General features: G+C 70.8%; 17 protein-coding genes. 6 read left to right on the forward strand and 11 right to left on the reverse strand.

All coding sequences use genetic code 11. The features are described 5' to 3' along the window. The first annotated feature begins 7 nt into the window (after positions 1-7). Positions 8-763 (forward strand): decaprenylphospho-beta-D-erythro-pentofuranosid-2-ulose 2-reductase, encoded by a 756-nt coding sequence (locus ACFQW6_RS05215; protein WP_378541984.1) that lies wholly within the window; start codon positions 8-10, stop codon positions 761-763. On the opposite strand, the gene ACFQW6_RS05220 is transcribed toward ACFQW6_RS05215, so the two are convergent. From ACFQW6_RS05220 to ACFQW6_RS05235, 4 genes are read right to left on the reverse strand one after another with little or no spacing between them, the layout of a single operon-like run. Continuing rightward, the gene (locus tag ACFQW6_RS05220; RefSeq protein ID WP_378541986.1) at positions 744-2,948 is read right to left on the reverse strand and encodes a transglutaminaseTgpA domain-containing protein; all 2,205 of its coding nucleotides are present in this window, start codon (positions 2,946-2,948) and stop codon (positions 744-746) included. The two genes, ACFQW6_RS05215 and ACFQW6_RS05220, sit on opposite strands and share 20 nt — an antisense overlap. Then, a complete protein-coding gene (locus ACFQW6_RS05225; protein WP_378541989.1) occupies positions 2,945-4,138 on the reverse strand; it encodes a DUF58 domain-containing protein in 1,194 nt (397 codons plus the stop codon). The genes ACFQW6_RS05220 and ACFQW6_RS05225 overlap by 4 nt, the downstream gene beginning before the upstream one ends. Then, positions 4,135-5,112 carry an AAA family ATPase gene (locus ACFQW6_RS05230; protein WP_378541991.1) on the reverse strand — a complete coding sequence of 326 codons (978 nt, stop codon included), beginning with the start codon at positions 5,110-5,112 and terminating at the stop codon, positions 4,135-4,137. The genes ACFQW6_RS05225 and ACFQW6_RS05230 overlap by 4 nt, the downstream gene beginning before the upstream one ends. Positions 5,113-5,145: 33 nt before the next feature. Further along, on the reverse strand, positions 5,146-6,051 hold the full coding sequence (locus ACFQW6_RS05235) for a DUF3068 domain-containing protein (protein ID WP_378541993.1): 906 nt from the start codon (positions 6,049-6,051) through the stop codon (positions 5,146-5,148). Positions 6,052-6,224: 173 nt separating this feature from the next. Here ACFQW6_RS05235 and ACFQW6_RS05240 point away from each other — a divergent pair, with 173 nt between their 5' ends. Both ACFQW6_RS05240 and ACFQW6_RS05245 read left to right on the forward strand, forming a co-directional pair. Further along, the gene (locus ACFQW6_RS05240; RefSeq protein WP_378541995.1) at positions 6,225-7,127 is read left to right on the forward strand and encodes a decaprenyl-phosphate phosphoribosyltransferase; all 903 of its coding nucleotides are present in this window, start codon (positions 6,225-6,227) and stop codon (positions 7,125-7,127) included. Between the two features lie 78 nt (positions 7,128-7,205). Further along, positions 7,206-11,342 (forward strand): DUF3367 domain-containing protein, encoded by a 4,137-nt coding sequence (locus ACFQW6_RS05245; protein ID WP_378541997.1) that lies wholly within the window; start codon positions 7,206-7,208, stop codon positions 11,340-11,342. Here ACFQW6_RS05245 and ACFQW6_RS05250 read toward each other — a convergent pair. Genes ACFQW6_RS05250 through ACFQW6_RS05260 form a run of 3 tightly spaced genes read right to left on the reverse strand, consistent with a single transcriptional unit; the run spans position 11,246 to position 15,089 of the window. Continuing rightward, complete coding sequence (locus ACFQW6_RS05250) at positions 11,246-12,481, reverse strand: acyltransferase family protein (RefSeq protein WP_378541999.1); 1,236 nt, start codon at positions 12,479-12,481, stop codon at positions 11,246-11,248. The two genes, ACFQW6_RS05245 and ACFQW6_RS05250, sit on opposite strands and share 97 nt — an antisense overlap. Next, the gene (locus ACFQW6_RS05255) at positions 12,478-14,343 is read right to left on the reverse strand and encodes a hypothetical protein (RefSeq protein ID WP_378542001.1); all 1,866 of its coding nucleotides are present in this window, start codon (positions 14,341-14,343) and stop codon (positions 12,478-12,480) included. Before ACFQW6_RS05255 ends, ACFQW6_RS05250 begins: the two co-directional genes overlap by 4 nt. Then, positions 14,340-15,089: a class I SAM-dependent methyltransferase gene (locus tag ACFQW6_RS05260; protein WP_378542003.1), complete on the reverse strand. Its 750-nt coding sequence runs from the start codon at positions 15,087-15,089 to the stop codon at positions 14,340-14,342. The genes ACFQW6_RS05255 and ACFQW6_RS05260 overlap by 4 nt, the downstream gene beginning before the upstream one ends. Positions 15,090-15,136: 47 nt before the next feature. Between ACFQW6_RS05260 and ACFQW6_RS05265 the strand changes: the two genes are divergently transcribed. Next, the gene (locus ACFQW6_RS05265; RefSeq protein ID WP_378542005.1) at positions 15,137-16,294 is read left to right on the forward strand and encodes a glycosyltransferase family 4 protein; all 1,158 of its coding nucleotides are present in this window, start codon (positions 15,137-15,139) and stop codon (positions 16,292-16,294) included. Between the two features lie 26 nt (positions 16,295-16,320). Here the strand turns inward: ACFQW6_RS05265 and ACFQW6_RS05270 are convergent, their stop codons facing one another. Both ACFQW6_RS05270 and ACFQW6_RS05275 read right to left on the reverse strand, forming a co-directional pair. Continuing rightward, positions 16,321-16,479 carry a DUF2613 family protein gene (locus tag ACFQW6_RS05270; protein WP_378542007.1) on the reverse strand — a complete coding sequence of 53 codons (159 nt, stop codon included), beginning with the start codon at positions 16,477-16,479 and terminating at the stop codon, positions 16,321-16,323. Between the two features lie 78 nt (positions 16,480-16,557). Then, on the reverse strand, positions 16,558-18,234 hold the full coding sequence (locus ACFQW6_RS05275) for a hypothetical protein (protein ID WP_378542008.1): 1,677 nt from the start codon (positions 18,232-18,234) through the stop codon (positions 16,558-16,560). Positions 18,235-18,292: 58 nt separating this feature from the next. On the opposite strand from ACFQW6_RS05275, the gene ACFQW6_RS05280 reads away from it, so the two are divergent. Continuing rightward, positions 18,293-19,561: a polysaccharide biosynthesis protein gene (locus ACFQW6_RS05280; RefSeq protein WP_378542010.1), complete on the forward strand. Its 1,269-nt coding sequence runs from the start codon at positions 18,293-18,295 to the stop codon at positions 19,559-19,561. Here ACFQW6_RS05280 and polA read toward each other — a convergent pair. Next, complete coding sequence (gene polA, locus ACFQW6_RS05285; protein ID WP_378542012.1) at positions 19,555-22,257, reverse strand: DNA polymerase I; 2,703 nt, start codon at positions 22,255-22,257, stop codon at positions 19,555-19,557. The genes ACFQW6_RS05280 and polA overlap by 7 nt on opposite strands. Before the next feature lie 84 nt (positions 22,258-22,341). Here polA and ACFQW6_RS05290 point away from each other — a divergent pair, with 84 nt between their 5' ends. Next, complete coding sequence (locus tag ACFQW6_RS05290; protein ID WP_378542014.1) at positions 22,342-22,797, forward strand: hotdog fold thioesterase; 456 nt, start codon at positions 22,342-22,344, stop codon at positions 22,795-22,797. Between the two features lie 36 nt (positions 22,798-22,833). Here ACFQW6_RS05290 and ACFQW6_RS05295 read toward each other — a convergent pair whose 3' ends face one another. Further along, positions 22,834-23,403, reverse strand: coding sequence for a GNAT family N-acetyltransferase (locus tag ACFQW6_RS05295; RefSeq protein WP_378542016.1), 570 nt, complete (start codon positions 23,401-23,403; stop codon positions 22,834-22,836). Between the last annotated feature and the right edge of the window lie 18 nt (positions 23,404-23,421).

Consider the following 23,421-nt stretch of genomic DNA (forward strand, 5'->3'; position numbering starts at 1 on the left):
CCACCTGATGATCGACGCCACCGGGCGCCCCCAGAAGGTGCTGCTGCTGGGCGGCACGTCAGACATCGCGCTCGCGATCGCCCGAGCCTTCGTTCGGCCCGGCGCCACCGAGGTCGTGTTGGCGGCGCGCCCGGGTCCGCGCCGTGACGCGGCGCACGACCTGCTGGCTGCCTCCGGGGCGGGCGTACGCACCATCGACTTTCACGCCGAGCAGACGCAGGGCCACCGGGAGGTCGTCGACCGCGCGTGGGAGGGTGGCGACGTCGACCTGTCCGTGATCGCGTTCGGCGTCCTCAGCGACAACGAGGTGGCCTGGCAGGACGCGTCGGTCGCGGAGGAGATGGTGAGCGTCAACTACACGGCCGCGGTCACCGTCGGTGTGGAGCTCGGCGCGCGCATCAGGCAGCAGGGGCACGGGATGATCGTCGCCCTCTCGAGCGTTGCTGGTGAGCGCCCGCGCCGCTCGAACTTCGTCTATGGCTCCACCAAGGCCGGGTTCGACGCCTTCTACACGGGCTTGGGCGAGGCGCTGCGGCAGCATGGCGGCCGCGTGCTGGTGGTGCGTCCCGGCTTCGTGGTTTCCAGGATGACCAGGGGTCTGGACCCCGCCCCCCTGGCGACCACCCCCGACGAGGTCGCCGAGGCCGTGCGGCAGGCCGTGGCCGCCAGGCGCGAGCAGGTCTGGGTGCCCGCCCGCATGAGGTACGTCATGTCGGCGCTACGGCACCTGCCACGCCCGGTCTTCAGGCGCCTCCCGCTGTGAGGTCCCCGTTAGGCGGGTGAGCGCGTCCGGCGCTTCGCCGGGCCCACCCGGCCACCAGCGAGGCCGGGTTGAGGTGCGCCCACCACCTCCGCGGGCGGGCGACCGCGGTGAGCAGCTCGTTGCACAGCCGTTGGCACTCTTGCCAGAACTGCTCGGCGTTGTCGTCGGTCGTGCCGGGAGCGAACACCGCGGCGTCGGCGCGCCGCGCGAGATCGATCCCCGCTCCGAGCGCCGTCGCCTGCATGACCCGGCTCCAACCCTCGGGGACTGGCGTGCCGCGGTCGCGGGCGACGTCGAGGACCTCCTGCCACGCCCCTACCCAGCGCAGCGACCACGAGGTCGCGCGCTGTCGGCGGCGCCGGCGCACAGCCTTGACCACCGGCACCTGTAGGAGCGCCAGAACGCCGAGCCAGACGAGCGCGCCGGCGGCAGCCGCGGTCAGTTGCCACGCGGGTCGGTCGGGCGTGGCCGTGCCGTCCGGGTTCGTGGAGCCGCGCGGCGGTCGGATCTCGCGGTCCTTGCCGTCGGCGGCCGCAGCGAGCTGATCCTCCACGAAGTCCTCCGCGGGCGCCAGCTCGTCGCTCTCGGACCCGGGTGCGGCGCTACGCGAGCCGAGGTAGCGTTCGGGGTAGAGGGGCCGCCACGTGCCGTCAGCGAACTGCAGCTCGACCCACGACTCGACGTCAATGTTGTAGACGAGGTCGCGCCGGTCGACGGGGGCGCCGGTGACCACGCGCGCGGGCACACCCAGACGCGAGGAGCCGAGCGCCATGAGGGTGGTGAACTCGTAGCCGGTCCCGGTCATGCGCCGCGGGTCCATCAGCCGCACTAGGTCGTCGGGGGCCTGGGCAGCGTCGATGCCCTTGCGGGTCGTCCCGTTCGCGCGGAGGTAGCGGGCGAGCAGCAGCACGCGCTCGAGCGGCAGCAGCTCGGAGCGCGCGAACGGCTCCAGGGCCTCGTCCAGCGCAACGCCCAGCGGCTGCCTCTGGTCGTCGGAGGGTTCCCGGGTCGCGTCGCGCCTCGTGAAGGTGTCGTCCTCGTCAAGCACCGACTCGAAAGAGTAGGCGTCCCGCGGGTCGACGCCACCGAGGACGAGCGCGGTTCCCGTCGCCTGGTTGTAGCGCAGGTCCGAGACCGCGGTGCGTCCGGGGTTCCAGCCGAGGTCGATGCTGGTGAGCTCCCCAAGCAGGGGCAGCCAGTCCGCGTCGTAGCCCGGCTGCATCCGCACCCGCACCACGACCGTGCGCCCCAGGTGTAGCGGCGAGACCTCGCTACCGATCCTCTTGAATGTCCCGTAGCCCTCGGACCCGGGCGACTCCTCCCCCGCTACCCACTCCCGCCCGTCATAGACGTCGAGGACCGCGAAGCGGAGTCGTCGGCCCTCCGGGACGCCGACGGCCTTCATCAGGACGCGGTAGCGCGCCTGCTCGGTGGAGGGCATTGTCAGGCTGGCATCCGCCACCAGGGGCGTCACGTCGTCGCCGCGCAGCAGCACCCGGTCGGTCGTGTCCTCGTCGGGCACCAGGAGGCTGACCAAGCAGGCGAGGACCGCGATGATGACGACCGCCGTGACCGTGCTCGCAGCGGTCCCGCTTGCCGCCCCCACAATGGGCTCGCGGCGTCGGGCACGGACGGCGCCCCACGCGACCAGCACGATCGCCACCACGATGCCGCGCGGCACTAGGAGCGTGGGGACCAGCACCCCGACCGGGATGGTCGCGGCGAGGCCGAGCGCCAGCGGGACAGCAGGTGCGAGCGGGCGGGCCGTCCCGATGGCCAGCCAGGCGGCGGGGAAGGTCGCGAGGAAGCCGATCATGTAGGGCACGAGCATCACCTCGCCCGTCGGATCGACGGGGGGCACCGTGCTCACGAGCGTCACCGGGGCGCCGATGCTGTCGGCGAGCAGGCCGCCCATCGCGTCGAGCGTCGGCAGCAGGTAGGGCCCCGGCTCCCGCAGCGCGGCGAGCGCGCCCAGCGGCGAGAACACGACGAGGCCGGCGAGGGCGTACAGCCAGCCGCCCTCCGGGACATTGCGGACCCCCAGTGCGAGAGCCACCAGCGCTACGACCGGGACGAGGCCGGCGACCAGGTAGGAGCGGTTGGCGAAGGTATCATCGAGGATCGAGAGCAACACGCCCATCACCACGACGACCACCGTGGCGTCGAGCCACGCACCTCGCCTCATCGCATGCCCCGCGCCATCAGCGCCTGCAACCGCGGTAAGTCGGGGACGATCATCTCGCGCAGTGCTCGGTCGTCGCGCACGCGGGCCTGCGCCGAGCTGTCGGCCCGCACCACCAGCCAATCCGCCCCGAGCCCGAAGCTCGCGGCCGCCCGGTCCAGCTCGATGAGGTCGCGCGCCGCGCCCGTCACTTGGACGACCAGACCCGTGCCACCCATGGTCTCGGCCGCGTCCGCGGCCTGCGCGAGGTAGTCCGCAACGGCACCGGATGCGTCGTCGAGGACGAACAGGCAGGCGACGTCGGTCATCGCCAGTGCCTCTCGTCCGCGGGCGAGGTGGAAGCCGCACCGCAAGTAGGTGTCAAAGTCGTCCCGCACCGCGCGCAAGGCGACCGAGGTGGCCACCGACACGGCCAGCTCGAAGTCGCGCCGGCGTGGGTACGACGCGGCGGCAGGGTCGACCAGCACGGTGATGTGGCCGCGTCGCGACTCGTGAAACTGCCGGACAAGCAGCTCGCCCGCCTTGGCCGAGGAGCGCCAGTGCACGTGGCGCAGGTCGTCGCCGGCGACGTACTCGCGCAGCGCATGGAAGGCGAGGTCGCTCATCGAGAGTTGTTGGCTGGTGGCGCCGTCGAGGTCGTTGGCGAGGCCACCGGCGAAGACGGGGAGGTCGGTGACCACGGGCGAGACGCGCAGCAGCACGCTCTCACTGGTCTCGATCGGCCGGCTGATCACCCCGACGGGATCGGTCCTCTCAAAGACCACCGGGCCCACCCTGTGCACCCCTCGAGGCAGGCCGGGCAGCGGGACGGCGGCCTCTGTGTGGCGCGCGAACGGGCGCAGCGAGGGCAGCCGTAGCTGGACCGTCGCGCTGCCCGCGGGGACCACGAGCCGGGGGAACAGCATCGGCGCCGTGCCGGCTTGAACCTCGACCTCGACGCTCGGCGCGGGCGTCCCCTCCACGGCGCGCTGCTGGCGCAGCCGCAGCCGTGCCACGGGCGCGCCGGGGAGCAGTTGCCAGAGGAGCCCGAGCAGCAGGATCGCCGCGGCAAGCGCCGAGAGCTGGGTGAACTCTTGCCAGTGGAGCCAAGAGCCGAGACCGGTACCGAGCACGCCCAGCAGCAGCACGCCGCGGCCGAGCGGCGTGAGCCACCGCAGCGGAGCCGCCCACGTCGACCGGCGCACGGGACTCACGCGCGGTCGCGGGGAACCGGCACCTGCGCGAGCAGACCCTCGATGACGTCTGCGGACGTCGTGCCAGCGAACGCGGCTCCGGACTCCATCAGCAGCCGGTGGCCCAGCACAGGATGGCCGAGCGTGGCGACGTCCTCGGGCACCACGTGGCCGCGGCCCTCGGCCAGTGCCCACGCCTTGGCAGCGCGGATCCACGCCAGACAGCCGCGGGTGGACAGCCCGATCCTCACCTCGGGAACCTCGCGCGAGGCCTCGGCGAGGCGGCGCACGTAACCGATCACCGCACGGTCGACGTGGACCATGTCAGCGAGCTGACCCATCTGCTCGATTTCGTGCCCCTTGACCACCGGCAGGAGCCCGGCGGCACGGTCGCGAATGCGCGACTCGGCGAGCAGCGCCTCGGTCGACTCGGCATCGGGGTGGCCGACGCTCGTGCGCATGAGGAACCGGTCGAGCTGGGCCTCGGGCAGCTGGTAGGTACCGGCCTGCTCGATGGGGTTCTGCGTGGCGATCACCATGAAGGGGCGACCCACGTCATGGGTGTTGCCGTCGACCGTGACGTGGCCCTCCTCCATGACTTCCAGCAGCGCCGATTGCGTCTTGGGTGATGCTCGGTTGATCTCGTCCGCCAGCACCAGGCTGTGGAAGATCGGACCGCGGTGGAAGGAAAACTCGCCCCGCGCCTGCTCGTAGACGGTGACGCCGGTGACGTCGGAAGGCAGCAGGTCGGGGGTGAACTGAATGCGCGCGAACGAGCAATCGAGGGACTTGGCCAGCGCCCTGGCCAGCATCGTCTTGCCCGTGCCGGGCAGATCCTCGAGGAGCAGGTGACCACCGGACACGAGGCAGGTCAGGGCGAGACGGACCACATGCCTCTTGCCGAGCACGGCCGACTCGACGTTGCTCGCCACGCGGTCGAAGGCATCGGCGTACCACTGGACGTCGCTGGCATCGACCGTCGAGATCTCAGTCATCCTGTGAAGACCTGCGTCGCTGGACGACGAGCCTCAGGCCGCCTCGGCCCTTCGGCCACGTCCGGCGAACAGGAGGAACGCCCCGACCAGGAGGCAGACGATGCCGCCGATGACGCCCACGAGAGGAACCGTCCCGGTCAGGAGATCGAGCGTGCTGCCGTTGTCCTTCGCGTCCTCAACGTTGGCCTGCACCTGCTCGTCCGTGAACGCGAGCTGCATGTCGAGCAGCGTCGACCCGTCGGCGAGCTCCCGCACTTCGTCCTGGGTCTGGTTGACGATCGAGCCGGTGACGGGGTCGATCCAGATGTACTTGTCCTGCGAGTAGATGCCGTCCACGTCGTCGAGCACCTCCGCCGACTGCTCCTCGACCAAGACGTGGTAGCGGTAGGTCTCGAGCCCGTCGATGGTCTCCGTGCCGTCGTACTCGGCGTCGACCGCCTCACCGAGGATCCCGTCCCAGTAGGGGTACGTCTCCTTCTTCGCGTCGAAGGGCCACTTGTTGACCAGGCCCTCCTTCTCCTCGGCGCTGGGCGGGACGTAGGCGGCGTCGTTGACCGCGGTGGCGTCGCGGCGGTCAGTGGCGAACACGTCGGTCGACGCGGTCACGAGCCGCTCCTGCGGGTCGTCCGCCGGGACACAGTCGGGAACGTTGCCGCTGCCGTCGTCGATCACCAGACACAGGGTGTTCTCGAAGACGATGACGTCGTCGTCGGAGTACTCCGTGTCGGCCTTGGTGATGCTGGTCGCCTGGATGTCGATGTTCTCGACCTCGCCGGTGCCGGGGTTGAGCTTGTCGGCGTTGCCCGACAGCTTGGTGACGCTGTTGGTGTCGAGCGGCGTCCGCTTGACCTGTCCGGGGGCCCAGAGGGCGGCCATGAGGCCGATGACGACCAAGAAGGTCCCGAGTGCCAGCAGCACCCAGCCAATGATTCTGCGCACGACGGATTTCCTCCCAGGAACGAGCGAGTCGCCGCAGGCTACCAGCAAGTAGGCGACCCGTGTCGCGCATCGCGAAACTCGTCTTGCGGTGGGTCCGCGCATCCTGTTTCGAACTCCTGCCGTCTCCCCGGTCAGGGCCTCGGAAGGGCGTTGCGCTCGGTAGGGTGCGCGGCGTGACCCCGAGCGACGACCGAGCCACCCAGGATCGGCCCCGACCTCGTCTCCCCCTCCTGGCGGCGCTGCGACCGCGGCAGTGGATCAAGAACGTCGTCGTTCTGGCGGCCCCCGTGTTTGCCGGCCAGCTTACCGACCCGGGCACGCTATGGCGCAGCCTCGTGACGGTGCTGCTGTTCTCGATGGCGTCCTCGGGCGTCTACCTGCTCAACGACGTGAGCGACCTCGTGGAGGACCGCGCCCACCCGCTGAAGCGCCACCGCCCACTGGCGGCAGGGCACCTCTCGTCCCGCACGGCCGGCGCCGCCGCAGTGCTGCTCCTGCTCGCCGCCGTCGGCCTGGGCGCAGCGCTGTCGTGGGAACTCGGTCTCGTCCTGGCGTCCTACTGCGTGATCAACCTCGCCTACTCGTGGGCATTGAAGCACGAGCCCGTGATCGACATCGCGACGATCGCCCTCGGCTTCGTCCTGCGCGCGGTGGCCGGCGGCGTGGCCAACGACATCCCCCTCTCGCAGTGGTTCCTGCTCGTCGCCTCCTTCGGAGCCCTTTACATGGCTGCTGGCAAGCGGTACGCCGAGGCGCAGCTGGTCGGTGAGGGGCGTGCGGAGACCCGGCGTTCGCTCAACGGCTACTCCATGAGCTACCTCCGGTTCGTCTGGACGACCGCGGCGGCCCTGCTGATCATGAGCTACAGCCTGTGGGCGTTCGAAATGTCCCCCGACGCGTCCTTCCCGTGGTCCGAGATCTCCATCGCACCGTTCGTGGTAGCGGTGCTCCGGTATGGGGTGGACGTGGACGCGGGCACGGCCGGCGAGCCGGAGGAGATAGCGCTCAAAGATGGCATGCTCCAAGTCATGGCCGCGACGTGGTTGGTGGTCGTCGTCGCAGGCCTGTACGCATGACCCGTCCAGGAGTAGGCCAGACCCCGACGCACCGTTATAAGGTCCCGCCCATGTCTCGTCGCCTGCGCCCGGTCGACCATGGGTGAAGGCGGCACCCCACCCGAGGCACCCGCGCGGCCCGAGGGCGACGGCAGGCGCCTGGCCCTCCGGCTGGTCGCCACCTGCGCGGCCCTGGTCGGCCTCGCGTTCGCGCAGAGCCCCGGCGCCCAGACCGCCGACACCAAGCTCGACCTCGTTGTCGACCCCGGCGGCATGCTGGTCAAGGCGTTGTCCATGTGGGACCCAATCGGCGCCTTCGGCCAGGTCGGCAACCAGGCCTACGGCTACCTGTGGCCGATGGGCCCCTTCTTCTGGGTCGGGCACCTCCTCGACATGCCGGGGTGGGTGGTGCAGCGGCTGTGGCTGGCGCTCGTCCTCGTGGCGGCCTTCGTCGGCTGCGCCCGGCTGCTGCGCGCACTGGGCGTCAAAGACGACTTCGCCGTCATCCTCGGCGGCCTGGCTTACGCCCTCTCGCCGCGCATGCTCACGACGGTGGGACCGATCTCGATCGAGGCCTGGCCTTCGGCGATGGCACCGTGGGTCCTGCTCGCCCTGGTGCTCGGGTCGCGCCAGGGCTCGGCGCGCCGCCACGCCCTCGCTGCTGGTCTCGGCGTCGCGATGGTCGGCGGCGTCAACGCCGCCGCGACCTTCGCCGTGATCCCCCTCGGCGTGGTGTGGCTGCTGACGAGGGAGCCCGGGCCACGACGACGAGCCCTGATGGTGTGGTGGCCCGTCTTCACGCTGACCGGCTGCCTGTGGTGGTTGATTCCCCTATTCGTGCTGGGGGCCTACAGCCCGCCGTTCCTGGATTACATCGAGACCGCGGCCCTGACCACCTACCCCACCACGCTCTTCGATGCCCTGCGCGGAACCAGCGCTTGGGTACCTTACCTCGAGCCGCGCTGGCGCGCCGGTGCCGACCTCATCACCACGCCGCTGCTCATCCAGCACAGCACCGTCGTGCTCGTGCTCGGGTTCGTGGGCCTCGCCCGCCGGGACAACCCGCACCGGGTGTTCGCGGTTGCCGGACTGCTCGTCGGCCTGCTGATGGTCACCTTCGGGCACACCGGGGGCTTCCCGGGCTGGTTCGCCGCCGAGCAGAAGGAGTGGCTCGACGGTGTGCTGGCTCCCCTGCGCAACGTGCACAAGTTCGACCCGGTGATCCGGGTTCCGTTGGTGCTGGGCCTGGCCCACCTGGTCGACAGGCTGATCTCGGCCTGGCGCGACGCAAGGGCCAGCGTGGACGAGTCGGTCTCGCGAAGGCTGTCGTTCCGCATCCGGCACCTGGCCGTCGTCGGTCTCGCCGTGATCGCGGTCGCCGGAGCCGCCCAGCCGGCCTGGACGGGCCGGCTCGCACCGGGCGACTCGTTCCGCGAGGTCCCCGACTACTGGAGCGACGCCGCCGCCTGGGTCGCGGAGCGCGACCCAGAGGCGCGAACGCTCCTCCTCCCGGGCTCGGACTTCGGCGCGTACATCTGGGGCACGACGCAGGACGAGCCGATCCAGCCCCTCGCGCGGGCTCCGTGGGCGGTGCGCAATACCATCCCGCTCGCTCCGGTCGCCAACATCCGCGCCCTCGACGCACTGGAGGAGCGATTCCACCAGGGCCGGGGATCGGCGGGACTGACCGACTACCTGCGTCGCCTCGGCGTACGGTTCCTGCTGGTCCGCAACGACCTCGAGCGCTCGAGCGACGTAGTGGATCCGGTGCTGGTCCACCAGGCCCTGGCCTCGACACCCGGGGTCGAGCTGGTCGAGGCCTTCGGGCCCGTCGTGGGCGGGGAGCCGAAGATCGAACGCGAGGGGGTCGAGGTCGCGATCAACCAGGGTTGGCAGGACTCCTACGCGGCCATCGAGGTCTTCGAGGTTTCGGGCATGACCTCGCCGGCCGTCTCCACCACCGGGACGACGCGTGTTATCGGCGATCCCGAGAGTCTCCTGGACCTCAGTGAGGACGGCGTCATCGCGGACGAGCCGACCGTCCTCGGCTACGACGTCAGCGAGGACGACCAGTCCTCCGGGCCGCTCGTGCTGACCGACGGCATGCGGCTGCGCGAGCGCTACTTCGCCAACATGCATGACGGGACGTCGGCCACCCTGACCACCCGGGAGGCCGACGCCATCGAGGGCCGACGCGACTACGAGGTCACCGCCGACGCGCAGTGGTTCACCCGCGCCGAGTACGAGGGTGTGGCCGATCTCGTGGCGTCCTCCTCGGAGGCAGATGCCGACACCATCGGAGGGGCCAGGACGGGGCGGCTCCCCTACGCCGCGGTCGACGGGGATCCGCACACGGCCTGGGTCTCGCGATCCGACATCGGCGAGGCGCCCTACCTCCGGCTCGATCTCGAGGACCAGCTGAGCACCGGCTCGATCCGCCTCACGCTCGGCGAGGTTCCAGGCACCCTGTCGGACGTACGCGTCCGCACGGAGGCCGGCGTCGGCGAGGCCGTGGTGATGGGAGCCGGTGACACGGCGACGATCCCGCTGCCTGCCGGCCCGACCTCGTGGATTCAGGTGGAGGACGCCGAGCTGCGCAAGGGCCGGCAGCTCTCCATCGCCGAGCTCGAGGTGCCCGGCCTGTCGGTGACCCGGTGGCTGCGCCCCCCGTCGGTGCCAGCAGACTGGGGCGTGCCCGACGTCATCTCGCTCTCGGCGCACGCCGACCTGAGCACCGGCTGCGTCCAGCTGGACCAGAGCATCCGGTGTCGCCCGCAGGTCCTCGACGAGGGCGAGGAGGCTTCCGGACTGCACCGGATCCTCGACCTCCCCAGTCCGGGGGTCTATGAGCCGCGGATCATGGTCGCGCCCCGGGCAGGGGACGCCGTTCCGGAGCTGCTCCAGGACGGCCAACTGGTGACCGTCGAGGCCTCGTCGCGGGCCAACTCCGGCGCCTCGGTCTCGAGCGCGGTGGCCGCCGTCGACGGCAACCCCGGCACCACCTGGATCTCGTCGTGGACCGATGCCGCCCCGTCCCTCAACCTCCGCTGGCTGCGCATGCGCACGGTGCGCTCCATCGACCTCCTGCTGGACCCGGACGCACCCGCGCGACGCGTCGAGCGGATCACGGTGACCTACCCCGGCGGGTCCCAGTCGGTGCGCGTGTCCAATGACGGCGTCGCGACGCTCGAGCCCTTCCGCACTGCCTCGCTCTCGATCCTGGTCGACCAGGCCACCGAGGGCGGCAACCTCGACTCCGACGGCCCCGGGTCGCCGCTCGGCGTCGGCATCAGCGAGCTCCGCTTCAACGGTTCGGCCTTCGCCACCATCTCGGTCGGCACGGCCGAGGTCGACTACGGCTGCGGCTCAGGCCCGGACCTCACGGTCGACGGCGACACCATCCGGACCGCGGTGGGGGCCGCGCCCCTGGACCTGCACCTCGGCCGGGCCGTCGCGGCCAGGCTTTGCGGCACCGACGAACTGAGCCTCGCTGGAGGCTCCACCCGGATCGAGCTCGGGGCGACCCCTGCGTTCCGTCCGGTGTCGCTCGTCCTCACGCGCGAGGGAGGAGCTTCTGAACCGGCGCCGCCGCGCACGGTCGAGGTCGCCGACGACACCTACACCCTCGCGTCCGGCGACCTGCTCGTCCTGCGCCGCAACGTCAACCGGGGCTGGACGGCGCGCTCGGGGAACGACGACGCCGCACCCGTGACCATCGACGGATGGCAGCAAGGGTTTCGGCTGCCGAGCGGCAGCCGCTCGACGGACGTCTCGTTCGCGCCGGACGGCGTCTACCGCGGTGGTCTCGCGCTCGGCGGCGCGCTGCTCCTGGGCAGTGTCCTGCTCCACCTCTTCTGGTCACGACGTCGGCCGGACCGGACCTCCGACCGCCCCGTGGGACCAGGCCGGCTGGCCGGAGCAGTGACTGCGACAGGAGTCGTGCTCGCAGGCGGGCTCGTCGCCGACTGGGCGGGCTTCGCCCTGGTGGGGGTGAGCCTGCTGGCCCTACTCTTCCTCGCGAGCCACAGCGTCGACCTGGCCGTCCTCGCCGGGACCACGCCGCTCGCGGTCGTCGGGATCTGGAACTCGTTCCACCCGTGGGGTGGCACCGCCGACTGGGGCGGGAGCTACGCGTTCACTCAGCTCCTGCTGGTGGTCCCGCTCGCACTGCTCGGCTCGGCGCTGGTGGCGCCACGCGGCTTGAGGCGCGACAGCGGTCGCTCGACGAGCCGGTAGAGAATCTCCGCCAGCACGAGGCTCACCGCGAGGGTCACGCACAGGTGCCGCAGGAACCCTCCCGCGAACTGCTCCCAGCCGAGGACGTAGGTCACGAGGTGGAGGACCAGCACGTGGACGCAGAACACGCCGTACGAGATGTGCCCGAGGTGCCGCAGGGCCGGGTGAGACAGCACGCGGGCGAACGCACCGTTCGCGGGGGCGTACAGGGCGGCGAGCACGACCAGCCCGCCGAGCACGGCGTAGAGCACCGCCTTGGTCGCGATCTGCAGGTCGGTGGCCGGGAGCAGCACTGGCGGGCCGACGATCGGGGTGGAGGCCACGAGGAGGACGGCCGCGGCGATGACGAGAGACACGCCCGGCTGACGCCCCAGGACGGGGATCCAGCCCAGCAGGTCGCGCCCGTCGTCGTCGGCCGGGTGCTCGACGTGGTGCACGTGCACGTGCGCGAGCGCGATCCCGATCGCGAACCACAGCAGGAACGTCGGCAACCACTGGTGGTGCAGCGGAGCCGCGTTGGCGAGCGATGGCGACACCTCGACGATCCAGAGCACCGACACCACGAGGGCCAGGCCGGTCAGGGCGACGACGGCTGCGTCCGAGCGACGCCCGCCGGTCGCCCGGCTCCACACGAACATCAGTGCCGGGAGCGCGACGTAGAAGGCGACCTCGGTGGCCAGGCTCCAGGTCTGAGTGATGCCCGCGGGGACCATGTCGGCCACGTAGATATCGGTCAGCGTCATGGCGCGGAGCCACTCCGTCGGTCCTGCGTCGGCGTTCTTCTCCACGAAGACCAGGGCAAGGACCGCCACGATCCAGTAGACGGGGAGCACCCGCACGGCGCGCTTCCACAGGTAGCCGCGCAACGACGGTGCGGGGCGGTCGATCCGTCGACGCAGGATGAAGGGACGCGAGAGCAGGAACCCGGACAGCACGAAGAAGAGCGCGACGCCGGAGTCCAGCCGCGACAGGAACGTGCCCCAAAGGTCGAAGTCGTAGCTGCCCGTCCAGAACGCAACGTGCGTGACGAGGACCATCAGGGCGCCGACCGCGCGCACGCTGTCGAGGGCGGGGACGACCCGAGCGGTCTCGACGGCGCTGGCTGCCGCGACGGCCTCGGTCGTTGGTTCGGCACTCATGGCACGTCCACCCCTTCCAACGGCGCCAGCGTACCGACGCGGACGTTGTCGACACACAGGATGATGTCCGAGCGTGACGTGAGAGTCACCTCGTCCGCCGGGCCGGAACCGAGGAAGAAGAAGTCGTGGAGCCCGCGGCGTACCTCCATGTCCGTGGAGACGCCATTGAACGACAAGGTCGCCACGCCGTCCCTGTTGGCGAGGTACCCGATCGAGGCCCACCAGAAGTCACCGACGGGCTCCGCCCCGGGGACGGCTCCAAGGGTGATCGACCGGGACGTGCGACCGACGCGGTAGCCGCAGCCCTCCACCGGGCCAGGCGTCGACACCCGTCGCGGCTGCACAGAGGCCGGGTAGGCGATGCCGTTTGGGTCGAGGACCTCGGGATCGTTCATCCGCATCCCAGCCACAACGCGGTCCCCCAGCGGGGTGAACACCTGGGACGGGACCTCGAAGCCCGTCGGTCCGTCCCGTGGGATGACGGTGAGCGGGATCTGCTGGTCGAGGAGCATGAGCTGGCGATCCTCGGCCTGCGCCACGACGTTCTCAAAGAAGGTGCGAGCGGGGTAGCTCGCGTGCCAGTTGAGGACGTACTGGGTGCTTGACACCATCGCCCCGCCCAGGACGAGGGCGAACGCCAGCCCGATGAGGGCCACGCGGGGTCGGGAGGACGGCACCGCGTCCGGCGCAGAAGTGGCTCCCAGCTCGTGCCGCGGCGGTCTCCGGGGTTCCAGCGGGACGGCGACGAACGCGACCACCAGGACTAGGATCGGCGCCAGGTCACCGAGGTAGCGGACCTCCAGCGCGGCGGCACCACGGAAGATCTCCCCTCGGGCGAGCGACACCATAACCGTGTTGGCGGTGACGGCGACCAGCAGCAGCACCAGCGCGGCGGAGGCCGGCCGGCGCCTACGTACGACGTGCACGACCAACGTCGCGACCACGACCCAGGTGAGCGTGACGGCCCACTCCGGGGGAGCCGGGGCCGGCAGCGGCGCATCGCCCACGCTCCCCCACCTCCATGGTCCGCCGAGAAAGAGCGGGCCGAGGACGAAGCGCACCATGGTGTCGAAGATCGCGCCGGGCGCGACCAGGCCGCGATCGCCCGCGGGGTTGAGGTTGAGGTACACCCCCACGTAACCGACGAAGAGAAGCCCGTAGCTGACCCACGCCCGCCATTGTGCGAGGACATCCTGCACGCGTCCGCGTACCCCGTGGCCGTCGTTGAGGTAGAGCGACATGAACAGCATCGCGATCCCGACGAAGACGATCTTGACGTCGCACATCATGCCGAGCAGCAGAGCTGCAGAGGTCATCGCGATCCAGCGGGTCTGCCTGGTGCGGAGGTGCTCCAGGTGCGCGGTCAGTGCCAGGAAGGCCGCCAGCTGGAGCGGCACCTGGACGATGGCGGCGGCCCACCACATGAAGCCCGGGAGCGTGACGACCGCAAAGAGGTAGAAGCCCAGGGGGATCAGAACCCTCCAAGTGCGCCCCGCCAGCCGCACCAGGAATGCAAAGCAGGCGGTGCTCGCCATGGCCTGGATGACGAGCGTGATCGAGCTCGCGAGGACCCAGTCGTACGGCTCCGAGTGTCCGACGATCCAGACGATGAGGAACCCCAGGGGCTGGAGGTGATCACCGTAGGGCGTGAAGAGGAAGTCTGAGTCAAGATCACTGGTGACCGCCTTGGCCAGGAACCCGAAGTCGTCGATCAGGAAGTAGCCGCCGTAGAGCGCCCACGCGCGGTAAGCGAGTTGCGCGGTGATCATCAGCGCGCCGGCGAGGAGGACTCCGTGGCTCGACCTGAACGGCCTGGTGGCGATGTCCACGATGGCGCGGGCACGAATGTCCGCGTGGCTCATGGGGCTCCGTTCTTCTGCAACACCAGCACGAGGTTCCACGTCACCACCTCCCGCACCGCTGGCACGCGGAGCAGCCACCGGCTCCACCAGGGGTTGTACCGCGGCAGGAGGTGGACGACGCGCGCCTGATCCTGCCGGCGCGCCCACCGCAGGCCGTCCGCGACGGTGACAGCGAACAACGACTCGCCGAACTTGTTCTTCGGCTCGTGTCCGTGCGTCGCGACGTACCGGCGGCGGGCCCGACGTCCGCCGAGGAAGTGCCACGGCGAGGTCTCGTGCCCGCCCCAGGGGCCGAACCACGTCGTGTAGCTGATGAAGACGAGCCCACCGGGACGGGTGACGCGCACCATCTCCTCCGCCATCCGCCACGGGTCCGGGACGTGCTCGAGCACGTTGGAGGAGTAGCAGACGTCCACCGAGGCGGTGCGGAAGGGCAGCTCCATCCCGCTGCCGACCACGGTGCCGGCACCGATGTCGCCCGCGCCGGCGAGCTCGCCGACGTCGGAGTCGAGCGCGAGGTAGGCGGCGCCGGCCGCGCGGAACGCGTCGCGGAAGTAACCTGGCCCGCCACCCACGTCGAGCAGGAGCTGGCCGTCGAGGTCGTGATACTGCGAGACCTGCTGGACCGAGTCGAGGGCGAGGGCGGAGTAGAAGCGGGCCGGGTCCGACTGCTCGTGGCGGAACTCCCGAAAGAGGTGCACCGAGCGGGCGAGGTCGGCCTTCCACGGGCGGGTCCTCGTCAGCATCCGGAGACCCTATCCGACAAGTGACTCGGCGGTAGGGTTCCCCTGACATGACTCATCACCACGATCTCGCCGGGCGCCACATCGCCTTCTTCAGCTGGCGCGACACCCACAATCCCGAGGGCGGAGGCGCCGAGCGCTACCTCGAGAAGGTCGCGGGTGGGCTCGTCGACCGTGGGGCGAAGGTGACAATCCTGTGCGCTGCCCACGCGGCCGCGCCGCCGGACGAAGTCGTCGACGGCATCCGCTTCGTGCGCCGTGGCTCCAAGCTCACAGTTTACGTCGGAGGCGTCCGGGCGCTGCTGCGCCGCGAGCTCGGCAGGGTGGACGCGGTCGTCGACGTTCAGAACGGCCTGCCGTTCTTCACCCGCGTCGCGACCCGCAAGCCGGTCGTGGTCCTGGTGCATCACGTGCACCGCGAGCAGTGGCCGGTCGTCTACCCCGGGCTCAGCGGGCGGGTCGGGTGGTGGATAGAGCGCCGGCTCGCACCGTGGCTCTACCGCGCCTGCCAGTACGTCGCCGTCTCGAGCGCGACGCGACAGGAGCTGGTGGGCCTCGGCGTCGACCGTGGCCGGATCGCCGTGGTCCACAACGGGACCGACCCGGTCGTCCCGGTTGGTGTCGGCAAGAGCGTGCACCCGAGCATCGCGGTGGTCGGCCGGCTGGTCCCCCACAAGCAGGTCGAGCACGCCATCGACGCTGCGGTCGCGCTGCGCGAGCGCCACCCCGGTCTGCGCCTGTACGTGGTGGGCAGCGGCTGGTGGGAGGCCGAGCTGCACGAGTACGCGGCTGCCCGCGGGGCTGGGGAGACGGTCGTCTTCGAGGGTCATGTCGACGAGCGCCGCAAGCACGAGATCTACGAGCAGTCGTGGCTGCTTGCCCTGCCCTCGCTCAAGGAGGGCTGGGGGCTGGTGATCGGCGAGGCGGGCATGCACCGCACACCCACGGTGGCGTACGCCGCAGCGGGCGGCACGCGCGAGTCGATCGCCGACGGCCGCTCCGGCCTGCTCGTCACCGACCAGGATGCGTTCACCGCGGCGATCGACCGTCTGCTGTCCGACGACGCGGAGCGAGGTCGACTCGGCGAGGGCGCCAACCACATGAGCCACCAGTTCACCTGGCAGCACGCGCAGGAGTCGTTCGCACGCGTGCTCGAGGGAGCACTGGCCGGAGAGATGATCGATAGCCAAGACCCCGACGAGGGATGAGTCGGGGCCAGCTCAGCCGGCCCGAGTCACTCGGTGAGGGTGCCGTACTCCAGCGTCGGAGACTCGGCGTTGCCCGGGGAGTTCTCAGGTGCCGCGGTCTGGGACGACACGACCCCCATGATCGTCGAGACGCCAAGGACGGCGCCGGCAACGATGCTCACGATCGGCGCAACGACAGAACCCATGATGCGAGTGTCCTTCCCAGAGTGTGACGGCCACCGTAGCAGCCGAAGGGACGGCACGAGGAATCTCGGGAGGAAAACCTACTGGCGAGTCACCGACGCGCGTATGCGGCGGGCGAGCAGGGCGAGCGGTCCGAGCAGCACGGCCACCCACACCATCCACGCCGACGCCAGCACCGCAAGGCGGCCACGGGATACGTCGCGCTGCTCGGCAACGCCGAGGACGGTCACCGACAGATCGCCGACCAGCACTTTCTCCCCTTCAACGTCAGGGACCGGATAGCCCTCGATCTCCTCCCCCACGATGACCGAGATCCCCGCGGCGCGCAGGGCCGTCGAGCGCTCTGCCGGTGTCGGTGCCTGCAAGGCGCGCGCGACGGTCGCCGACCGCGGATCCTCCCCGGCCAGCCCGCGGCCTGAGACGATCAGGACGTCGTTGACGACCGTCGGCCGGTCCAGGTACCGGGGCAGCGGGTCGAGCACCCGACGACCCCCGTTCCAGGCCGGGGCCCGGTAGGACACGAACGGCAGCGATACGGCTGCTCCCCGCGGCGCGCCGGCCACCGCAGCTCGTGCTCTCTCGTACGCCGCGGGATAGCGCACCGCGTCCAACTTCCCCCCAGCACCCCACGCCGCGTCGGGCATCAGCGAAACGGGGAGCAGTGCCAGCGCTCCACCGACGACAACGACAGTCGCCCGGTCGGGCAGCCGGCCGATCACCCCGTCGACCGCGACGGCCACGAGCACGACAACCAGCGGAACCGTGAGCCCGAGCATGCGTGAACCGTCGCGGAGCAATCCCCCGGCCGGCATGTTCTCGCTCAACCAGCCGATCGCTCCGGGTGTCGCCCAGCTGACGACGGCGAGTCCACAACCGACGCACCAGCACGCTGCGAGCGCCGGGAGGCGCGGCTCACGCGCGCCACGCGCGATCCGCACCGCTCCCGCGACGGCCGCCGTGACCAGGAGCAGAGTGCCGACCAGTCCCGCGAGCCCGAGACGCGATCCGGGAGCCACCTCGGCGTTCCACACCCCGCCGAACGACAATGCCGCGACAGGACCCACCATGAGCCCCTCGTCCGCCGTGGCGAAGACGAGGGCACCCAGGGGGTCGGACGACGACGTGGCGGGGCTGACCAGCCCTGCCACGATCCAGGGCGCATTGGCGCCGGCCACACAGGCCGCCAGGAGTGCCGACCCGCGGCGCCCCAGCCGCCGCCCGGCGACGGCGAACGCGACAAGCGCCGATGCCAGGCCCGCGCTGGCGCTCAGGCTGCCCAGCACCAGCAGTGCCGGCACGCGGGCGGGTAGGCGGGCACGACCTGCGTCGAGGTCGCTCAGCGCGACCACCAGCCACGGAAGGACGGCATAGCCCAGCAGCAGGGGCCAGTGTCCGAGCAGGAGTCGCTCGACGACGAAGGGGTTCCACAGGCCGATGCTCACCGCCACCAGCTGCGCGGCGGTCGTCCGGTCGCGGGTCAGGGCACCAAAGCCCGTGCCCGCGGCCACCAGGACGCCGACGAGGACGACCTTCTGCAGCAGCATGCCGCCGAGCACCTCGTCCAGGGCGGCGACGACTGCGTCGGACGGGATGGCACGCGGGAGCGCTGACCCGAGTCCGAGCACGTCCCCACGTAGGGCCAGGTCGGGAACCCACACCATGTCGTAGCTCAGGACGTAGCCAGGGCCGAGCGCGCCGCCGAGCAGCAGCACCGCGAGCACCGCAGCCCAGGCCGTCTGCAGCAGGAGCCCGCGCATGCGTGGCGTCCCCGCATCGACCCGTCCTCCCACGGTGGGACACCTTAGGGTGTGCCGCATGTCCACACGAGCCGGCGACCGGTCGCAGGCGGCGACCGGCCCTCGCCGCGGATCTGGCGGCCTGCTGACCGGCAGTGGGCAGATCGCCGTCGCGATGATGCTTATGAACGTCGCCACCTACGCGTTCACCATGGTCGCCGCACGGATCATCGGCCCCGTCCCCTACGGCGCCTTCTTCGCGCTGATGAACCTCGTGATGATCGTCAGTGTCGTCATGCTCGGCCTCCAGGCAACGGCTGCCCGCCGCATCAGCGCCGACCCGGGTCACGTCGGCCAGATCGAGCGCGGAATCCTGCGGGTGTCGTCGCGCGCATCTCTGCTGCTCGGCGGCGTTCTGCTCCTCAGCGCCCCACTCATCAACCACCTGCTCGATCTCAACAGCGTCCCGATGGCCATGCTGATCGCGGTCGCGGCCGTGCCGATGACGATGACGGGTGCGCAGATGGGCATCCTGCAGGGCGAGCGCCGCTGGCGCGAGCTTGCGATCATGTACGTGCTCGCTGGAGTCCCGCGGCTGGTCATCGGTCTCACACTGATCCTCTGGCGGCCCACGGAACTCATGGCGTTCCTCGGCGTCGCTGTGGGCTACTTCGCGCCGTTCCTCTACGGACTCGTCGTCCTGCGGCACGTCCGCGAGTCGGGCGACACCCACCAACGTCATGGCTTCCTGCCCGTGATCAAGGAAGCGGCCGTCAACTCGCAGGCACTGTTCGCCTACTTCGCGCTCACCAACGTCGACATGCTGATCGGTCGCTCGGTGCTGGACTCGCACGACTCGGGCCTCTACGCCGCCGGCCTGATCGTTTCGCGGGCCGTGATGTTCCTGCCGCAGTTCGTCGTCGTCGTCGCATTCCCCTCGATGTCAGGAAGCCTCAACCCCGTCCGCGCGCTCCTCGCAAGCATCGCCGCCGTCAGCGCCCTCGGTGGGGCCTGCGTCCTCGCGACGGCTGTCCTGCCGGACTTGGTGCTGGTCTTCGCGGGTGGCCAGGATTACGAGGAAGTCTCCGACCTGTTGTGGGTGTTCGCCCTCCTCGGGACGTGCATGGCGGTCCTCCAGCTGCTCGTCTACTCGGTGCTGGCGCGCCAGGGCACCGCCTCCATGGTGCTCGTCTGGGTGGCGCTGCTCGTCGTGGTGGTCGTCGCCTCGACGACCGTGTCAACGGTGGCCGGGCTGCTGGCGGTCGTGCTCACCGTCGAGCTCGTGCTCCTGGCGGTGCTGCTCCCCATCAGCTTCGTCAAGCTGAAGGAGCGCGCGACCGCTCAGTGAGCGGCGTCGTGCCAGCTGCGCCCGGTGCCGATGGAGACGTCGAGCGGCACGGCGAGGTCGGCGGCGCCACCCATCTCCGCCCGGACGAGGGCAGCGAGCGCCTCGCCCTCCCCCGGTGCCACCTCGAAGACGAGCTCGTCGTGGACCTGGAGCAGCATGCGGGAGCGCAGCCCCTGCTCCACCAACGCGCGTTCGACGCCGAGCATGGCGACCTTGACCAGGTCGGCTGCCGAGCCCTGGATCGGCGCGTTGAGGGCCATCCGCTCAGCCATCTCACGGCGCTGGCGGTTGTCGCTGGTGAGGTCTGGCAGGTAGCGGCGGCGGCCCAGGATGGTCTCGGTGAAGCCCGAGCGGCGGGCCTCGTCGACGATGCCGCCGAGGTAGTCACGGACGCCGCCGAAGGTCTCGAAGTACTCGTCCATCAGCCCGCGCGCCTCCGAGGTGTCGATGCGCAGCTGCTGCGAGAGGCCGAAGGCGGACAGGCCGTAGGCGAGGCCGTAGTTCATCGCCTTGATCTTGGCGCGCTGCTCGACGCTGACGTCCTCGGCGGCGACGCCGAAGACGCGGGCGGCGGTGATCGAGTGGAAGTCCTGCCCGGAGCGGAACGCCTCGATGAGCAGTGCGTCCTCGGACAGGTGGGCCATGATCCGCATCTCGACCTGGCTGTAGTCGGCGGTCATCAACGACTCGCCGTCGGGGCCGACGACGAAGCCCTCGCGGATGCGGCGACCCGCCTCGGTGCGGATCGGGATGTTCTGCAGGTTGGGGTCGGTGCTCGAGAGCCGGCCCGTCGCCGCGATGATCTGGTTGTAGGTCGTGTGGATGCGGCCGTCGGAGGCGACGGTCTTGAGCAGGCCCTCGACGGTCTGGCGCAGGCGGATCACGTCGCGGTGGCGCAGCAGGTGCTGCAGGAAGGGGTGCTCGGTCTTCTCGAAGAGCTGCTGGAGGGCGTCGGCGTCGGTGGTGTACCCGGTCTTGGTGCGCTTGGTCTTGGGCATGTCGAGCTCGTCGAAGAGCACGACCTGCAGCTGCTTGGGCGAGCCGAGGTTGATCTCCTTGCCGATGACGTCGTAGGCGTCGGTCGCCGCGGCACGCACCTGGTCGCTGAACTCGGACTCCAGGGCCTCGAGGTAGTCGATGTCGACCGCGATGCCCACCTGTTCCATGCGGGCGAGGGTGGCAATGAGCGGGAGCTCGACCTCGCGCAGGAGGCGGGTGCCGCCGTGCTCCTCGACCGCGTCGTCGAGCGCGTCGGCGAGGTCGAGGACCGCCCGAGCGGTCAGCATCGCGGTGTCGCTGGCCGTCGTGTCGTCCATCGCGTCGAAGCTGAGCTGGTCGGCGTCGACGGTGTCCTGTCGCAGCTCGCGCTTGAGGTAGCGCAGCGTCAGGTCGGCGAGGTCGTAGGACCGCTGGTCGGGCTGGACGAGGTAGGCGGCGAGCGCGGTGTCGACCTCGAGGCCGGCCAGTCCCCACCCGCGCGCAGCCAGGGCGAGCGCGGGCCCCTTGGCGTCGTGGATCGCCTTGGGACGCTCCGGGTCGGCCAGCCACGTCGCGACCGCGGCGTCGTCGTCGGTGCCGATGTCGGCCACGTCGATCCAGGCCGCCTGCCCCTCGCGGGTCGCCACGGCGAGCGAGAGCACCTCGCCCGTGCCGGCGCGCCAGCTGCCCTGCACCGACACGCCCACCCGCGTGCCGGCGGGCGCGTGCTCGGCGAGCCAGGACGCGGCCTCGCCCGCGCCCAGGCGGCGTCCGTCGAGCTCGAAGCCGGACTCGGCCTCGGCCACGTCGCCCGGGTCGGGGTCGATCGTGTCGAGCAGCCGGGTGCGCAGCTCGCCGCGGAACTCCAGCTCGTCGAGGAGCTCGAGGCCGGCGGTGCGGTCCCACGGCTGCCGGGCCAGACCGTCGGGACGCACCGGCAGGGTCAGGTCGCGCACGAGGGCGTTGAGCCGGCGGTTGCGGATGACGTCGCCGAGGTGGGCGCGCAACGCCTCGCCCTTCTTGCCGGTGATCTCGTCGGCACGGGCGATGACGTTGTCGAGGCCGTCGAACTGGTTGATCCACTTCGCCGCGTAGCCCTGGCCGACGCCCGGCACGCCCGGCAGGTTGTCGGAGGTCTCCCCCACGATCGCCGCGAGCTCGGGATAGCGGTGGGGCGGGACGCCGTACTTCTCCTGCACCGCGGCGGGCGTCAGCCGCGCCAGCTCGCTCACCCCCCGCATCGTGTAGAGGACGGTGGAGTCGTCGGTGACGAGCTGGATGGAGTCGCGGTCGCCGGTCATGATGAGGACCTGCATCCCCTCCGCGAGCGCCTGGGTCGCGAGGGTCGCGATGATGTCGTCGGCCTCGTAGCCCTCCATCGAGAGGTGCTGGATGTGGAGCGCGTCGAGCACCTTCCGGATCAGCGGCAGCTGGCTGCCGAACTCGTCGGGCGTCTTGTTGCGCTTGGCCTTGTAGTCGCTGTATTCCTCCAAGCGGAAGGTCTGGCGCGACTTGTCGAACGCCACCGCCACGTGGGTCGGCTGCTCGTCACGCAGCACGTTGACGAGCATCGAGGTGAAGCCGTAGACCGCGTTGGTGTGCTGCCCGGAGGCGGTCGCGAAGTTCTCCACCGGCAGCGCGAAGAACGCCCGGTAGGCCAAGGAGTGGCCGTCCAGCAGGAGGAGGCGGGGGCGGGTCGTCTCGCTCGTCTCAGGCACCCGCCGACTCTATCCGTCGCGACCGACAGCAGACGTCCCCAGCCCCGGCGCCGTCACCCCGCTCGGCTCCGACACAATGACGCCATGAGCGAGACACCCGGCACCCCTCCCACGTCGCTGGCGGACCTGAGCGTCGAGGAGCTCATCGCCTTCCTCCCGCAGGGCAACGGTCGCCTCAACGACAAGATGGGCGTGCAGCTGGTCGAGGTATCCGCGGCGCGGGTCGTCGCCACCATGCCCGTCGAGGGCAACACCCAGCCGTTCGGCCTCCTGCACGGCGGCGCGTCCGTCGTGCTCGCCGAGACCCTGGGCTCCATCGGGTCCGCCATCCACGCCTATCCGGCGAAGATCGCCGTCGGGGTGGACATCAACGCCACCCACCACCGCGCGGCCACCTCGGGCCTGGTCACCGGCGTCGCGACCGCCATCCACCTCGGCCGGTCCTCGACGTCGTACGACATCGTGGTCACCGACGAGCAGGACCGGCGCGTATGCACCTCGCGCATCACGTGCGCGCTGCTGGACGCCCCGAAGCCCTGACGCACCGCGAGGGCGCCTGGCAGCGGGGACCCCGGCTCAGCCGGGGACGCGCTCGCGGCGGATCCGCCGGGCCGCCAGGACCCGGTCGATGCGCTGCCTGCTCGTCGCCGCCTGGGTGGCCTGCCGCGACTGCGGCAGCCGCGCGCGCACGGCGCTCGTGGTGGCCGCCCGCAGGGTCGCCTGCGGGGTGAACGACAGGCGCGCCATGAAGCGGTTGGCGTCGCGCGCCTCGGCGGCCGCAGCCGTCTGGACGTGGCTGATGCCGTGCTGCTCGGCGAACCGGCAGGCCGCCTCCATCAGCGCGCTGCCCACGCCCTTGCGTCGGAACTGGCTGAACACGTGCGGTGAGACCGCCAGGACGGCCCGCTCGAGGTTGAGCGGGGTGAACGTCGTCGCCTCGAGGTAGACCGCGCCCGCGACCTCGCCGTCGACCTCCGCCACGACCACGCACTGGTCCTCGCGGGAATCGGCGGTGGCCACGATCCCGGCCACGTCGGCAAGCTGTTCGTCGAGCGCACCGCGACGGAGGATGTCGCCCCACAGCTCACGCAGGGAGGGGACGTCCGTGGTCTCCGCCACGCGTACGGTCACCGGCGTCCGACTCATCGATCCACCACTTCCTCG

The organism is Nocardioides sp. GCM10028917 (assembly GCF_042666175.1).
Classification (GTDB): domain Bacteria; phylum Actinomycetota; class Actinomycetes; order Propionibacteriales; family Nocardioidaceae; genus Nocardioides.